We start from the raw sequence: 15,855 nt of genomic DNA, 5'->3' as shown, positions 1-15,855 counted from the left end.
TGCCGCGAGGTTTTCCGGCCCTTCCTGAAAACTCTTCCTGAAACAAAAGTGGAATAATACTGTATAAAATCAGAGCTTTGCATATACACCTTGCACGGTCTTCCTGAGAATAATTCCTAAAACAAACAACTTGCAATAAAGTCAGTTGGTTGCATGAAATGTGACTGTATTACTTCGCCGGAGTGAACCCGGCGGTAAACTCGCCGCGACCCATGCCGAACGGACCAGTTGGGATGTCCAGCCATTTGGTATTTCCGTTGTTGTTGTGGATGCATTTACCTATTGTTCCGGCCTCCAAAAGCTCCTTGGCTATGGCGCGTATTTTGTCCCTGCTGTGGCTGCGGATCTCAGGAGACAGTTCCTCTCTCCGTTCAGCAAGGCCAGATCCGCCTGAATAAGCAAATGGCCTGCCGTTCTCTGCGGCCTTAATAATGTCCAGCAGGAGGATCTGCCGCTCATCCTCCGGCGTCACTTTGAGAGCCTCCAGGTCCGCATCACGCACCCGCAGGAGCCCGTTATCGCTCCTCACAAAGGTCATCTCCTTGCGGATGGACGGACCATTGGATTTAACGACGGCGCCCCTGTAAACGCGATTTGGCGCGTGATCCAGGCCGAGCTTGGCGCAGATCCGGCGGGCCCGGTCGTAATTGTCCGGCCATAAGGCGAACGCGCACCGGGCGCCGTCCACGATGGCGGTGGTCCCCCGGATCAGATCCCGCGCCTGGTCGGCGCTCACAATCGGCTTGGCCGTCTTGCCCATATGGTGAACCAGAATGACAGCGGCGCCGGTTTCCGTCGCCAGAGAGCTTAAAAGGCCCATGACAAATTGGCCGGCCGCCGGATCCGCGTTGATGTCCAGGGCGGCGAAGGAAGCCAGGGGATCGATGACGACCAGCTTTAGATCCCTGATCTTGGTAAGCTGCTCCTTGATTTCATAATAGATGGGCGTGGCGCCCGGGCCGTCCTTGGTGAGCGTCACCAGGGAGATGGGGCCGCCCGAATTGGGCAGGGGGATAATTCGCAATCGATTCCCGCATGACGACCGCATGGCGAAATCCGGGTCCAAGTTGTTCAACCGCCGGTGGACCTCGCCCTTGTCGTCTTCTGCGGTCAGGATGACGGCGGTCCCGTGGGCGTCCACCCAACTTCCGAATGCATATGGCTGGGGCTCCAGGGGCGTGGAGAAGTGCTCTGACGCAACCTTGAGCGCAAGATCCAAGGTAAGCATGCCCTTACCCGTGTCGCCCCTGGCGGCGAACAACGTCGGCGCCTCCATGGGAAATACATTATTAACCAGCCATGTCCTTTCCGGCGGATCCCCCCGGTATGCATCCAGGGTCCACATGTCGAGGTCAACCCGCAGCTTGGGGCGCTGGGTAAGCTGGCGCGTAACTTCACTGATGCCGTTCCTGGTCGCAAGGTCGTTAAAGTCGGTTGGTCTTTCATTGTTTCTCAGTTCGCCGAAGTCGGGTACAATCACTGTGGCGCCCACGGCTTCGGCGGCCTGCTGGGCCTTCACGACTCCCGGGTTGTGCGTCCCGTCCCTGAGCGTGGTCCATTGGTCGTTATCGGCGCAGATGACGATCTGCTTGTCCGGGTATCTTTCACGGACGCCGCGAGCGACAGGCTCCAGGCCCGACGTATCGAAGGCCACAAAAACGCTCTGGCCCGTCGCTTCGTTAATTGAGGCGCCGGTGGCGTAGCCCTCGCAAATATAATAGACGTCGTTCCTGACGCCCTGGATGGGGAAGAAGCACCCCTTTTTAAGGCCGCCGGGTAAATACAGCTTTTTCCCGCCCATGGAAATAAACTGCAACGTTCGCACCGTCCCAGTGAAATCAATCAGAGGGATGATCAGGTTCTGGCTGTCGTCGACCCGGACGCCGGCATGGACCTGAACGTTTTTTGTTTGTGTATATTGATGGGAAGATGGGGAGATGGGAACCGGATGCGCCGCCCCCAGGATTTTTTCGGCCCGGATCCTGGCCGCCTCCCAGGCCTTGGCCTGCTCTTGTTCATACAGTTCCTTTTTGCGAGCCAGGAAGGCGGTGTACCCCTCCAGTTCCTGCTGGGTCATCTCATGGCGACTCTTAACGCTCCAGTTGAAGACGGCTACGCTTCGCCAATCACCGAAGGCGCCTGCCGGGATCCCGTCTACGTGGAAAACATACCAGCCGGACTTGCCGCTGGAGTCATCCTCCTCCGTTCTGAAGCGATGCAGGGCGCCGTCCGGCTTGATGCCGCCCTCCGGGTAATACCCCTGCTCGGCCATGTATGCCAGGAACGCGTCAATGGGGTTGCGTTCGCCGATTTGAATGTCCGGGGCTGCTGATGTGTAGTCGTCAGGATCTTCTATTTGCGGCCCCGCCTGGTTGAAATCAATCATCCCTATCTCCCTAAACCTTTTTCTATAGTGTTCCGGGGATGAACCCGATGACTTTCCATAAAATCAAGAACGTCCTGCCTGAGGTAACGCACAGATCGCCCAATTTTATGATAGGCGGGAGGGGCTCCCATGCTTCGCCAATTTCGCAAAGTTGGCAAGGCAAAGCCGGTGAGTCGTGAAACTTCCTGTTCATTCATAAAAATTGTTTCTTGATCCATAATGCTGCTCCTTCTCACTTATTAGTCACTTGAGTTTTCACCGCGTTTTTGGGGAAAAAGGTATGAGGCCGAAACACCAAGGCTTTCCGCCCATAGCGTTTTTTCATTTTGAGATAAATTCCTTCGCTCTCTGACAACCTTGGAAATTAGAGAATCACTAACTCCTATATGATCCGCAAAGTTTGCCTGGCTCCAAAAAACCTTAATTATCTCCGCTTTCAAAATAGCATTCACTTCGCACCTCCTTTTTAAACATTAATACGTTGAACTGATTTATATGGCCAAAAAAAATTTAGTCGGACTTCAAACTCACTAAATCAACATAATGTTTAGCCTCTTGACTTCCAGTAGCATTTGCAACACTTTCCCAGATCCTTGTAATATCAACTACCATTGCTTTAAACGCTTCATGCAATCCAAATTCAACCATCCCTGATTCATTTGGTGTAATTGTAAAGGCACGGGCATGATCTGTATGCCAATCCAATATAAGTAAATACGTCCGAGTTCCAACGTTGTATGTTAAATTAAAATCAATTGGTGAGTCGACTCTCCTAGAAAGCTGGTCAATGACATACTTAATTGATTCAAGGCTTATTCCGCTGGAGGCCAATTCCTTTATGAACATCAATTCAAAAAGATTGCCGACAGAGTACCATCTTGTTGTCCCCTTACCGGTTGGATTTATCTTTGGAACTACTAATCCAAGATCTGTGTAATAGTGTATTGTTCTTGGCGTGATCCCGAGCAGCTTCGCAGCTTGGCTTTTTGAGTATAAATCCTGATCCATATGTCCTCGCATTATGCTATAATCATTAATACGTATTTATGATATGTCGAGCAAAAATATTTGTCAATAATTTTTTTTCCTATCTTTCTTGATAGCCATCTGTCTCCTAGTATGTCTGTTTATTTCCGTTTGGGCAAATCCTCAACCTTCTTCTCCGGTTCCTTTTCCTTTGCTTTGACCACCTCATCGATCAAGTTGCCGGCGAGATTGGAAGCCTGTTTTAGAGCATCGTCCCTTAAATGGGCGTAACGCTGAGTCATTTGCGGGCTTTTGTGTGTCAGGAGTTTCTGCAGGGTGTACATATCCACCTTGCCTGAACTTGCCAGCATGGACGCATAGACGTGACGCAAACCATGCAAGGCCCGGAAGTCCTTGGGCAGGCCGGCGTTTTCCTTGATCTTGTTGGCCTCATGCCGAATGCAGACCCGCTGTTTGCCTCCCCTGCCGGGAAAAACATAGGGGCTGTCCGCCCTGGGACGGTTTTCAAGCAGAGTTCGGGAGGCGTCATTCAGAGGAACCTTTTGGCTTGCCCCTCCTTTAGGATCCACTATGTTGATAAAGCCACGTTCAAAATCGATGTGATCCCACTGCAGTTTAAGCAACTCCCCGCGCCTCATGCCGCTGTACAAGGCCATTTTCATGATCGCGGCCACTTCGGTATTGGTTGCCTTATCAATGGCGTCCAAAAGGTCTCTGAGTTGATCAGGAGTCAAATCCTCGGTCTTGGTGTTATCCACTTTGGGAAAAGTTATTTTGAAAGCAAGCCCTTCACACAGTCCTTTGCGCTCTCCAAAATTTATGATCCGGCGAAGGATCTCCAGGGTGTTTTTTACCGTTTGAGGTGTGAGTGGGGGAAGTTTCCCATCTTTGGGCTTCGCCATCCTTTTACCATTCCTGAATCTCGGGGGTTTGCGGGGCTTGGTGAGCATGTTGATTCTAAGCCGGTCCACTTCCAGCTGCTGGATCTCGGACGGCGTTTTATCCCCGAACGCAGGCTGCAGGTAAGACTCGTAGCGGTTTTGGTCCGTCACAATGCCTTTCAGGTCCGGGCGCTGGGTTTTGTATTCCTCCCAAATCCTGTCCAGTGTCCACCGCACTGCCTCCGCATCCTTGGCTTCCTGTTCGACTATGCGCTTCTCCTGGGGCGTCAATTCGCGTTGCTCTATCAGGTTACTCCGAAAGCGGGCTGCCTTGGCGGGGGTCATATTATCGGAATATTGTCGTCCTGCTTTGGCCTCAACGACCTTGCCATCTTTCTTATAGACGACATAATAGACTTTTTCCTGTCCCTTGCCGCCGATACGGTCCGCCATACGAAAATAGACCCCGGCGTACCCATCCACCTTGATTCGCTTAGACATGTGCAACCTCCCTCATCGCCTTCCCAGCGCCTGCCATAAAGGCGGACGCTGTCATTTCCAACCCCTTTTCCAACCTTTTGCAGGAATAAACAGGATCATACCCCCGAAGGTTTACCCGATTCTCAATTTCCAACCCTATTTCCAACCTAAAGACTAATAAACAGGGTTAATGGAGGGAATTTAGCATAAATGAATATTTCAGTCAATAGATTGATATTATGATAAATAGTAAAAAAATATAAATTGAGGTAAATTACGGTTTTATATATTCCTATGGTCTCATAACCCGAAGGTAGTTGGTTCGAATCCAGCCCCCGCTACCATAGAAAAGCCAAAGGGATTAGGCGAAACCGCCTAATCCCTTTTTTTATGCCTAAATTGAAAGCAGCCGGCGCAAAGCCAAGGCGTCCTTATCTCAACTTGCTTCGTAACTCTTCAAAATAAGGTCTTTGGCTTTTTCCAGATCCTCCTCGGAACGGATAGTGATCTCAAGGTCTCCGGTTCCGTAATGCCCGATCTTGCGGACGTCCCGCGTGAACCCCTTTTCCAATGCCACGGAGTCAGGATTAACCTTCACATAAACCAAAAGGACATTTGATTTGGGGCGAATCTCCAGACAGGCGAAATTTTTAATTCTCTTAAAGGCTATATAAAAGCGGAGGATTTTCATCTGCACATCGTCGCCCAAGGCCGACAAGTAATCTTTCAACGCCTCAAAAAGGTCGGTTAAGCCCTGGTTTGCATCGGAGAGATATTCTGAGACGGTCTTGTATTTGACGGGGGCGGCCACCGCCTTGGACGGCGCCGTAGAGTCGGCGACGGCGAAGGAGGAGCCTGAAGCGGAGGAAGTGGCGGTGGTGGCATTGACCAAATCAAGAAGCAGCAATTCATCGCCGTTTTTTCGATAGCGGATCAGCTCTATGTTCCGGTTGATCTGGGCCACGGCGTGTTCATCGTATTTGGTAAAATCACCGGCGATGCATAAAAGGCGTGGAGCGCCCCATTCGATGGTTTCGAATTCTTTCTTGCCAATGTTTTTCATCACCAACAGCTCGAACTCGGCTTTGTGATCCATAAGCCAGTCCAAATAAAACAAGCCCTGATTGATGACATTTTCGTTGAGGGTTCTTTTGTACTCGATAATGACCGGGCAGCCGTTTTCATCCAGCCCCAAGGTGTCAATCTTGCCTCTAAAGGCCTTTCCCGTGTAATACTCCGAGGCCAGGAACCGAACGCCTAAAAAGGCTTCCAGGTTCGCCTCCATAAGATTCTGCAAGGATTTCTCCAAAGCAACCGATTTTCCCTGTAGCTCGAAAACCTTGCCGCCGGATATTGAAAACAACTTGATATCGCTCATGGGATCTCCTGTTTTTCTTTCACTGTGTTAAGTGACTTCAATATGATTTGGCGCAGATTCCTGATCTTTAGTAAGCCCCGCCTCTTTTTGCGCAGCATTACTATAAATATTTGTTATTACATAAAATTCAAGAAATGAACGCTGTCGGAAATAATCCGGCTTAATCTGGGGACAATGGCTATATGTAGGCCATTAAGGGTAAAATGGCAAGAAAAGGGGTAAATCATGGCATTCAGATTTGAGGGATAGCGCTGTTGGGTTAGGGGTTTCGGTTTTTAGGGCGCCGTCCGTTGCTGAACGGCGCGGAGATCGAGTGATGGGTTCAAATCCCATCACCCTGGGATGACGGGGATTGAGGACGCTGGGTCCCCGATAGAAACATTCGGGGATGACGGACTTAACGATGCTGTGCGCGAAGCGCCATTCAAAGGTTTTTGATCGAACTTTTTCCAAAAAGTTCGCCGCCGGAGGCATAGTATTAAAGCTCTTATGTTTTTGGGGCTCTATTCTCTCCGGGTTTTTTTTCCAGGGGAATGGCGTATTTTTTTATCTTTTTATAAAGCAGGGTGCGGTGGATGCCAAGCAGTTCAGCGGCCTTGACCTTATTGTACCCGGTTTGCTCCAGGGCGGAGCAAATGCTTTCCCGCTCTATGTGGGCCTGCACGGCTTTTAAGGAGGAAGAGCCTCCGTTCGAGAGGGGCTTGCGATTCTGGTGGAGATAAAAGGGCAGATCCGACAGGCCTATCGTTTTGCCGTTCAAGGCGGACAAGGTTCTCTCAAGCACATTGGACAATTCGCGGACGTTGCCCGGCCACTGGTGGTTTCGCAGGGCGGCCTGCGCGGATTTATCCATGCTGATGCCAGGCAGGTTGGCTTCCGCCGCCAATTGTCTGAGAATATATTCGGCGGAGGGGATAATATCGTTTTTACGCTTGCGCAGGGGAGGGATATTAATGGGTATGACGTTGAGCCGGTAGAAAAGATCCTTGCGAAAGCGGCCGTCCGCCATCATTTGATCCAGGTCCTGATTGGTGGCGGCGATGATGCGCAAGTCGCTGCGAATAATCTTGTTCCCGCCCACCCGCTCGAATTCCCTGTCTTCCAGGGCGCGAAGCAGCTTGGGCTGCATTTCCAAGGGCAGGTCGCCCACTTCATCCAAAAACAGCGTCCCTTGATGGGCCAACTCGAATTTGCCGGGTTTGCCGTCGGACCGGGCGCCGGTGAATGCGCCCTTTTCGTAGCCGAACAACTCGGCTTCCAGGAGATCCTTGGGAATCGCCGCGCAGTTGATGCGGACAAAGGGGAAGAGCTTACGATTGCTGGCATGGTGGATAGCCTGGGCGAAAAGCTCTTTGCCCGTGCCGCTTTCCCCGCAGATGAGCACCGGATAATGCGTTGCCGCGGCCCGGAGGGCTTCCTGCTTCAACTCCCTGATGGTACGGCTGACGCCGATGATGCTGTCCAGGGTGTAGCGGGTGGATCTCAGGTTGAGAAGCTCCGCCTCGTAGAGTTTGACCTTGGATTCCAAGACCTTGAGCTCGGACGCAAGCCTGGACAAGTCTTTCACGTCCTTAAACAGAACCTGCCCGAATACGGCGATGACCCGGCCGTCGCGCTTGATGGGAATGCGCTGAACCACCATTTTCTTGCCGATGATGTTGTGGGACTGGTTGATTTCGGGCTCGCCGGTGCGGGCTACAATGTGCATGCGGCTGTTGACCACCGATTCGGTGCAGTGCCGTCCGATTTGCGATTCCGGGTCCACGCCCAGAAAGTCGCCGTAGGGCTTGTTGAAGTGCGTGATGATGCCTTTTTCATCGGTGACCAGGGCGCCGTTGAAGATGCTGTCGAATATGGCCCGGTGCATCTCCAAATCCTTTTCCAGCGCTTCTATTCTGAGGTCTTTGTCGTCCACGGCCGCCTCCTTAACAACATAGGGGTTTCGTGAATATGGAAAGATTGATTTGAAGATTTGCCGGATATTGGACCGCTTAACTGTAGCAATTCGAGGACATGTATATCGGAGGATACACTTTTCGGGGCCTGCTGTCCAGGCCCGTGTTATCACAAAGATCCTCGCGCGGCGGGAAGATTTTCGGATAAAGACATAATTTCAAATAGTTGAATATTATAGACTCGTTATCCTCTCAGGTTATATCGGGGGCAATATCAGCTGGCACGGTACTTGCTCTATCTATTTGCACCACTTTCCGCACACTCTTTTCTGCAGGAGGACGTCCATGGAAGAAACCATCAAACCGGAAGACGCCAAGGAACCGGCCATCGGGAGTGAGGATATTCTGATCCTGTCAGACCCGCAATTCAACAGTTCCAACGTCTGCATCGTCACCGGCGCCGGCACCGGCATCGGGCGGGCTACGGCCATTGCGGCAGCGGCGAACCAGTTGATGACCATCGGCCTGGACATCAATGAGGAAGAAGGCCGCAAGACGCAAAAGCTGGCCCGCGACATGGGCGGGCAAATGGTGTTTTTGCCGTGCGATTTGTCCAGGGACGCGGACATGGACAAGGCTGTGACGGAAGCGGCCAAGCTGGGCGCCATCAAGTATCTGGCCAATATCGCGGGAATTCAGCATATCGACTCCGTCGAAAACTTCCCCATGGACAAATACGATCAGATGCAGTCCCTGATGCTCCGGGCGCCTTTTTATCTCTCCAAGCTCGCCATCCCCCACATGAAAAACAGCCATGACGGATGCGGCGTCATCGCCAATATGGCCTCGGTGCACGCTCATATCTGCACCAGGAACAAGCCGGTCTACAACATCACCAAGTTCGGATTGCGCGCCTTGAGCCAGTCCATCTCGGCCGAAGGCGAAGGCCGGGTCCGTTCCTTTACGCTCAGCACGGGGTTTGTCAAAACCCCCCTGGCCCTGAACCAGATCAACGCCCAGGCGGCGCAGCGCGGCATTAAGCCTGAAGAGGTTGTTCGCGATGTCATGATGGGGGCTTCCCGGATCAAGGAGATGATGTCGCCCATTGAGGCGGCCAATCTGATGCTTTTCGGCTTTTCCCGTTTCGCCAAATATCTCGTGGGAGGGGATATGCTGTTTGACGGCGGCATGGTCCTCACCTACTGATGTATCAATTTTGCTACATGCCCGGCATGACGGCTCTTTAGGAGCAATTTCAGCTTTTCGGCAAACGACCGCCGGCATCGGGCGCCGCCTTGGGCTATGCGGCGACAGGCCGCCGGAATAGGAGCGATTTATAGGACAGGTTGTTTGGATTCTCTTTAATCAACCCACAAGGGAGGTATCCGATGAAAGCAAGAGCGGGGATCATATTTTTACTGGTCGTAGGCGCGTCGATAGCCATGACGGCTTCAACGGCGCTGGGAGCGGAGCCCATCAAGATCGGCATTATACAGGGACTCAGCGGACCTTTGGAGATCTACGGCAAGGCCGAGGTCACCGGCTTCAAAATGGGTTTGGAGTATTTCACCAAGGGAACCAATCAGATAAACGGCAGGGATGTGACTCTGGTCATCGAAGACACTCAGCTTCAAGCGGCCAGGGCCAAGATGCTGCTCACCAAACTATACAGCGATGACAAGGTTGATCTGGCCATCGGCCCCACCAGCAGCGGCGTGGCCTTGGCGGTGCTGCCCGTGGCCCGGGATTTCAAGAAGATTTTGATTGTGGAGCCTGCGGTAGCGGATTCGATTACCGGCAAGGATTGGAACCGGTATGTTTTCAGAACCGGAAGAAATTCCAGCCAGGACGCCATTTCCAATGCGGCGGCCGTGGCCAAACCCGGGGTGAGCATCGCCTGCATCGGCCAGGATTACGCCTTTGGCCGGGACGGCATCGCCGCCTACAAAGAGGCCGCCGAAAAACTGGGCGCCAAAATCGTGCACGAGGAGTATTGCGACCCCAAGGGCACGGATTTTGTGGCCCCGATCCAAAGAATCATTGAGGCCATGAAAGACCTGCCGGAGCCCAAATTCGTCTGGGTGATCTGGGCCGGAAAAGGCGGCCCCATTCCCCAATTGATATCGGCCGGACTCGATAAATACGGAATCGAGATCACCAGCGGCGGAAACGTCCTTGCGGCTCTCAAGATGATGAAGCCGCTGGACGGCATGCAGGGCGCCACGTACTATTACTACGAAAATCCTAAAAACCCCGTGAATGACTGGCTGGTGGAAGAGCATTTCAAACGCTTTGGCGATCCCCCGGATTTCTTTACATGCGGCGGTTTTGCAGCCGCCGGCGCGGTGGTGAAAGCCATCACGGCCGCCGGAAGCACGGACACGGAAAAGCTCATCGCCGCCATGGAAGGCATGGAATTCATGACGCCCAAAGGGACGATGAAATTCCGCAAGGAGGATCATCAGGCCCTGCAAACCATGTTCGCTTTTAAGCTGAAAGTGGACCCGGATGTAGAATGGGCCATTCCGGTGCTCACCCGGGAGCTGACCATGGATGAAACGGCTCCGCCCATTGCAAACAAAAAGTAGTTTGAGGCCCAAGCGACCCAATTCGCCCGTCTCCGGATGGAGACGGGCTGATTCCAGCGGACCGCCGGAGCGAATGCCATGAATGCGACGAATAACAACCCCATAATCGCCGTAAAGGACCTTACCATCCGTTTCGGCGGCCATGCGGCCGTGGACCAGGTAAGCCTGGAGGTTATGCCGTTTACGTTAAAGTCGATTATCGGCCCCAACGGAGCGGGCAAAACCACCTTCTTCAATTTGTTGAGCGGTCAATACAAGCCCACAGGCGGCAAGGTGTTTCTGAAGGGGAAGGACATCACCAACCTGAGCGCCCCCATGCGTTGCAGGCTGGGGTTGGGGCGTTCTTTTCAGCTCACCAACATCTTTCCCCTGCTGACGGTCCTGGAAAACGTCCGTCTGGCCATCCAGGCCCGGAAGGGGTACGGGTTCAATTTCTGGCGTCACTATCTCCATTTTTCGGCCTGTGAGGATGAAGCCTACCAGATTCTCAAGGAAGTGCTTTTGGATGAAAAATGGTTGTATCCGGCGAATTTGCTGACGCATGGCGAGCAGCGCAAGCTGGAAATGGCCATTTTGATGGCATTGAAACCGGAGATTCTTTTTCTGGATGAACCCACGGCGGGCATGTCCCAGGAGGAAGTGCCCGCCATTTTGGAGATTCTGGAGCGCATCAAATCCATGGGCGACAAAACCATTTTGTTGGTGGAGCACAAGATGGATATGATCATGAATCTATCGGATTCCATCGCCGTTCTGCAGGACGGCCGCCTCATCGCCGACAGCGACCCGGAAACCATCTACCGCAGCAAAGAAGTCCAGGAGGCTTATCTGGGAGGAGGGGCGAAACGTGAATGATGCCGTCTTGAAAGCCGATAATCTGCAGACCTACATCGGCCACCACCATATTCTTCAGGGCATTTCCTTCGAAGCCCGGGCCGACGCCGTCACCGTGCTCATCGGCCGCAACGGCGCGGGCAAGAGCACCACCCTGAAAACCTTGATGGGGCTGCTTCCGCCGTCAGAGGGGGTCATCGTCTACAACGGCATGAACATACAAGGCAAGCGCCCCTACGAGATCGCCCGTATGGGGATCGGTTACGTCCCGGAGGACATGGGAATCTTCGCCGATCTGACCGTGGAGGAGAATTTCAAAGTGGCCAAGCTCAAAGAGGATGAGGCCACAGCCGGAAGGCTGGACAGAATCCTGGAATTATTCGGCGCATTGGGCAAGTTCTGGCATGCGCCGGCCGGAAACCTGAGCGGCGGGCAAAAGCAAATGCTGGCCATTGGCCGGGCCATGGTAAACAATATTTCCCTGCTGCTAATCGACGAGCCCTCCAAGGGGCTGGCGCCCATCATCGTGGAGGCCCTGATCGAGGCCATAAACCAGATCAAGGAAGAGTGCGTCGTTGTTCTCGTGGAGCAGAATTTCTACATGGCCAGCGCCGTGGGCGATTATTTTCACATTTTGGATGACGGGCGCATCGTGCACAGCGGGCGGATGGAAGCCCTTGTGGACGATGAAGAATTGAAAAGCCGATATTTGGGAATATCCAAATCCAAAAGCTGACCGAATTGAAGGAAAGCCAATGACAGAGACAATACTTAAACGCTGGGACAATGAACTCGTCATTGCCGGGATCGCCGTTCTGTTGCTGCTGCCCCTTTTCGGCATGCCCCCCAAAACCTACCTGACCCTGACCATCGCCGGGCTGGCCATGGGCATGCTTTTGTTTTTGGTGGCGTCGGGAGTCAGCATTATTCTGGGGTTAATGGATGTGCTGAACTTCGCCCACGGCGCCTTGTTCGCCTGGGGCGCCTATGTGGGCTTCAGCACCTTCAAGCTCCTGGAAAAATGGGTCCAGGCCGATTCGGTGCTGCTGAATTTCGGGGCCTTTGCTGCGGCTATCATCTGCGCCATGACGGTGGTCGCTGTGTTGGGCATGGTTTTAGAGCGGGTGATCGTAAGGAGGGTATACGGCAATCATCTGTTTCAGATTCTGATCACATTCGGCGCCACCATCGTCCTGGTGGAAATGATCCGCGTGATTTGGGGGCCCAATGACGACGTCATGTCGGTGCCCCTCACCTTTCAAGGCAACTGGGACGTCTTTGACGTCATCATCGACCGGTACCGGATTATCTGCATCCTGATAGGGGCTTTGGTTTTCGGCGCCGTCCAGCTTATTCTAAAGAAGACCAAACTGGGACTGATCGTGCGGGCGGGGGTTGAAAACCGCGACATGGTGCAGGCCATGGGGCACAACATCTTTCTGCTTTTTACAGGCGTCTTCGCCGTGGGCGCGGGCCTGGCCGCCCTGGGGGGCCTGGCCATGTCCATATTCAGCCTGCAGGTCTATCCGGACATGGGCTCGACCTATCTCCTTTTCGCATTTATCGTGGTGATCATCGGCGGGCTGGGCAGCGTCACAGGCTCCCTGGTGGGGGCTCTGATCGTGGGGCTGTCTTATAATTACGTGGCTTATCTGGTTCCCTGGGCGGCGGCCGGCGTCAATATCATCATCATGATCATCATTCTACTCATCAGGCCGAAAGGCCTCTTCACCGCGGGTAAATAAATCATGGCGGAAATAACTGCAACAGAGCAAACGCCGGTCAGTATGCTCCGGCGCGAACAGCGCAAAAAAAGGTATTACAGCATCGGGTTTGTATTGCCCTGCCTTGTTTTGGCCCTGTTTGTGCTAATTCCTTTTCTGGGCCCATCCTATAAGACCCTGGATCTGGCGCTGAAAATCATCATCTTTGCGTCCCTCGTTGCCAGCTTTGACATTATGCTGGGGTACACGGGGATCCTCTCGTTCGGGCATGGCATGTTTTTCGGGATCGGGGCTTATTGCGTGGCTTTTCTAAACGGCAAATACGGCGATCCGACCTATTTTCACCTGTTTTTGGGATTGCTGCTGGCTGTAGCGGTCGCCTGCGTCCTGGCCTTGATCGTCAGCCTGATCTCTTTGCGGGTCAAGGCGATCTTTTTCGCAATGATCACCCTGGCCCTGGCGGAGTTGACCATCGTCCTGGCCAACAAACTGAGCCATTTCACCGGCGGAGAGGATGGAATCAGCATCAGCCTGCCGGGGATCTTCTCCGCGGCGTTCAGCCCGGGGAGTTTTTTAGGGCTGGATATCAGCGGCCGCGTGATAACCTATTACTTTATCCTGCTGGCATGCCTGGGGCTGTTTGCACTCATGCTGCGATTCACCCATTCGCCCCTGGGCAGGGTGTTGCAGGCCATTCGGGATAATACCGACAGAGCCGAGGCCCTTGGGTATAAGACCTTTTATTTCCAGACCCTGTCCATCGTGCTCGGCTGCACTGTGGCCGCCATGACAGGCGGGCTGTACGCCATGTGGGTGGGGTATGTAAACCCGGAGTCCACCCTCGAGGTCATGGCCATCATGCTCAATGTACTCTTGATGGTGATCATCGGAGGGATGGGAACATTGTACGGAGGCATCGTGGGGGCCGCTTTTCTGCTGATTACCCAGACCTTTTTGCCGGACCTGCAAAAACTGGCCATTGACCTTTTCCCCAACGCTTCGCTGTTGCACACCATATTGGAGCGTTGGCTGCTGCTGTTCGGCATTTTATTTATACTGGTGGTTATCTTCTTCCCCAAAGGCGTTGTCGGGTCGGCGAGGGAGTTCATCGCCCGGGCCAGGGGGGAGGCGTTTTTCAGTTCCTGATATTATGGACATTTAACGACAAGTCAAAACACAGGGGGTGGCGGCCATGCCTGAACCGGTCATGAAAAAGGTAAAAGGGGACGGAGTCAATATCAATCTGGCGGTTTGGGAGGGCGGCGGAACGCCAATCCTTTGCATCCACGGGATAACGGCCAATTGCCGTTGCTGGGACGTTTTCGCAGGCCTGCTGGCGCCCGCGCGTCAGGTCATGGCCATGGATTTGCGAGGCAGGGGATACTCGGACAAGCCTGACCATGGATACTCCATGGAGTATCACACCAAGGATATCAAATGCCTTTTGGACGACCTGGGCTTCGAGAAAGCCGTCATCATGGGGCACTCCCTGGGGGCCTTTATCGGCCTTGCCTTCGCCGCTGAATATCCTGAGTACACTGACCGCCTGGTGCTGGTGGACGGCGGCGGGGACCTTTCCCCCGAGCAATTCGAAGAGGTTTTCAAGGGGATCAAGCCGGCCCTGGATCGCCTGGGACAAATTTTCGATTCGGAAGAGGCGTACATGGAAAAGATGAAAGCCGCCCCCTATCTGCACCCATGGAGCGAAGCCATCGAGACCTACTGCCGTCACGAGCTGGAACCGGCGGAAGGCGGCGTGCGCACCAACATCGATGCAGCCCATATCGCCGAGGAAGCCGCCAATGTGCGGTTGCTGCAATGCGCCGACTATTACGGCAAGGTGAAATGTCCGGTATTGATCCTGCGGGCGACCGAAGGGCTCTTGAGCGACAAGGATCTGCTGCTGCCGGAAGACGTGGCGGATAGGATGACCCGGCAGATTCCCGAAGCCGAGCTCTTTGAGGCGGAAGGCGTCAATCACTACGGGATTGTTTTTCAGCCCCATCCGGCTAGGAACGCCGCCCTGAAACGCTTTTTGGAATTAGGCGGATCTTAAGGTTTTTCTATTTCATAGCGTTGTGTTTTTCATTCTTTAACAGGGCCGAGCCTTCCTGATGAAATGCAGCGCTTCAGCCAACCTTTTCTGGCTCCAAAAAGGAATAGAGACGCTGTGCGACGATAGTGTTAAGAGTCTTGCGTCAACGCGTTTGTTGCTAAAATCCGGTGACGCCAGGGCAATTGTGCAAGCAACTCTTGCACATATTCAGGATCGGGCCAAGCTTCGGCAAAGGCTCGCATATACTTAAGATTAAGGGCTTTCATACCAAGTTGCTGTCATTTGAGTAATTTGCTCATTCGTTTTCCGGGCTTTGGATCCACACCCCGGCGCTATTCGGGAAAGACGATGGGTCCCCGTTTCCGGGATTGCGTCACGATGATTGCAAAACAACCGCAATCATCCCGCCGCCCTCCCTCCACGGGGATGACGGAGAGCGGCGGCCATGCCGGACAAAGAGGGGGAGAGGCCGCCCCCGGCATCCTCATAAAAGGGCTTCAAGCGCCCTTTGCTCTTTCGCTTACCGCAAATAATCGTCATCCCGGCAAGGGCGATCCTGCTTTTTAGGATCGTCCGCAAGCCGGGACCCAGCGTCTTTTTGATTTTTTCCTGAAATATTCTTACCTTTTTGAACGCAACTTGGTAT

15 protein-coding genes are annotated in these 15,855 nt (G+C 53.4%); 7 read left to right on the top strand and 8 right to left on the bottom strand.

All coding sequences use genetic code 11. The annotated features are described in order from the left end of the window. Positions 1–169 precede the first annotated feature (169 nt). The 7 genes from BUE18_RS24380 to BUE18_RS24350 form a co-directional block, all read right to left on the bottom strand. Positions 170–2,386, bottom strand: a complete 2,217-nt coding sequence (locus BUE18_RS24380; protein ID WP_073478759.1) for an AAA family ATPase — start codon at positions 2,384–2,386, stop codon at positions 170–172. Between the two features lie 2 nt (positions 2,387–2,388). Further along, entirely contained in the window at positions 2,389–2,604 is a 216-nt protein-coding gene (locus tag BUE18_RS24375; protein ID WP_073478758.1) for a helix-turn-helix transcriptional regulator, read from the bottom strand. A 21-nt stretch (positions 2,605–2,625) separates the two neighbouring features. Further along, positions 2,626–2,838 carry a helix-turn-helix domain-containing protein gene (locus BUE18_RS24370; RefSeq protein WP_073478757.1) on the bottom strand — a complete coding sequence of 71 codons (213 nt, stop codon included), beginning with the start codon at positions 2,836–2,838 and terminating at the stop codon, positions 2,626–2,628. A 58-nt stretch (positions 2,839–2,896) separates the two neighbouring features. Further along, positions 2,897–3,394, bottom strand: a complete 498-nt coding sequence (locus BUE18_RS24365; RefSeq protein ID WP_073478756.1) for a MerR family transcriptional regulator — start codon at positions 3,392–3,394, stop codon at positions 2,897–2,899. A gap of 119 nt (positions 3,395–3,513) precedes the next feature. Next, a complete protein-coding gene (locus BUE18_RS24360; RefSeq protein WP_073478755.1) occupies positions 3,514–4,755 on the bottom strand; it encodes a tyrosine-type recombinase/integrase in 1,242 nt (413 codons plus the stop codon). A gap of 415 nt (positions 4,756–5,170) precedes the next feature. Continuing rightward, positions 5,171–6,112: a DUF5655 domain-containing protein gene (locus BUE18_RS24355; protein WP_073478754.1), complete on the bottom strand. Its 942-nt coding sequence runs from the start codon at positions 6,110–6,112 to the stop codon at positions 5,171–5,173. A 487-nt stretch (positions 6,113–6,599) separates the two neighbouring features. Next, the gene (locus BUE18_RS24350) at positions 6,600–8,027 is read right to left on the bottom strand and encodes a sigma-54 interaction domain-containing protein (RefSeq protein ID WP_073478753.1); all 1,428 of its coding nucleotides are present in this window, start codon (positions 8,025–8,027) and stop codon (positions 6,600–6,602) included. 325 nt (positions 8,028–8,352) lie between these two features. Here BUE18_RS24350 and BUE18_RS24345 point away from each other — a divergent pair, with 325 nt between their 5' ends. The 7 genes from BUE18_RS24345 to BUE18_RS24315 all read left to right on the top strand — a co-directional run bounded on the left by BUE18_RS24345 (position 8,353) and on the right by BUE18_RS24315 (position 15,209). After that, positions 8,353–9,213 carry an SDR family oxidoreductase gene (locus tag BUE18_RS24345; protein ID WP_073478752.1) on the top strand — a complete coding sequence of 287 codons (861 nt, stop codon included), beginning with the start codon at positions 8,353–8,355 and terminating at the stop codon, positions 9,211–9,213. A gap of 182 nt (positions 9,214–9,395) precedes the next feature. Then, positions 9,396–10,595, top strand: a complete 1,200-nt coding sequence (locus tag BUE18_RS24340) for a substrate-binding domain-containing protein (protein ID WP_073478751.1) — start codon at positions 9,396–9,398, stop codon at positions 10,593–10,595. A gap of 78 nt (positions 10,596–10,673) precedes the next feature. Beyond that, positions 10,674–11,450 carry an ABC transporter ATP-binding protein gene (locus tag BUE18_RS24335; protein WP_073478750.1) on the top strand — a complete coding sequence of 259 codons (777 nt, stop codon included), beginning with the start codon at positions 10,674–10,676 and terminating at the stop codon, positions 11,448–11,450. Beyond that, a complete protein-coding gene (locus BUE18_RS24330) occupies positions 11,443–12,165 on the top strand; it encodes an ABC transporter ATP-binding protein (protein ID WP_073478749.1) in 723 nt (240 codons plus the stop codon). The genes BUE18_RS24335 and BUE18_RS24330 overlap by 8 nt, the downstream gene beginning before the upstream one ends. A 19-nt stretch (positions 12,166–12,184) precedes the next feature. After that, positions 12,185–13,174 (top strand): branched-chain amino acid ABC transporter permease, encoded by a 990-nt coding sequence (locus BUE18_RS24325; RefSeq protein WP_073478748.1) that lies wholly within the window; start codon positions 12,185–12,187, stop codon positions 13,172–13,174. 3 nt (positions 13,175–13,177) lie between these two features. Next, a complete protein-coding gene (locus tag BUE18_RS24320; RefSeq protein ID WP_083611273.1) occupies positions 13,178–14,299 on the top strand; it encodes a branched-chain amino acid ABC transporter permease in 1,122 nt (373 codons plus the stop codon). Positions 14,300–14,345: 46 nt separating this feature from the next. Continuing rightward, positions 14,346–15,209 (top strand): alpha/beta fold hydrolase, encoded by an 864-nt coding sequence (locus BUE18_RS24315; RefSeq protein WP_244549375.1) that lies wholly within the window; start codon positions 14,346–14,348, stop codon positions 15,207–15,209. Positions 15,210–15,337: 128 nt separating this feature from the next. Here the strand turns inward: BUE18_RS24315 and BUE18_RS28830 are convergent, their stop codons facing one another. Beyond that, positions 15,338–15,475, bottom strand: coding sequence for a DUF1016 N-terminal domain-containing protein (locus BUE18_RS28830; protein WP_425290532.1), 138 nt, complete (start codon positions 15,473–15,475; stop codon positions 15,338–15,340). Positions 15,476–15,855 lie beyond the last annotated feature (380 nt).

The sequence above is a fragment of the Desulfatibacillum alkenivorans DSM 16219 genome (genome assembly GCF_900142135.1).
Lineage (GTDB): Bacteria > Desulfobacterota > Desulfobacteria > Desulfobacterales > Desulfatibacillaceae > Desulfatibacillum > Desulfatibacillum alkenivorans.
This window is presented reverse-complemented; position numbering and strand designations above follow the sequence as displayed.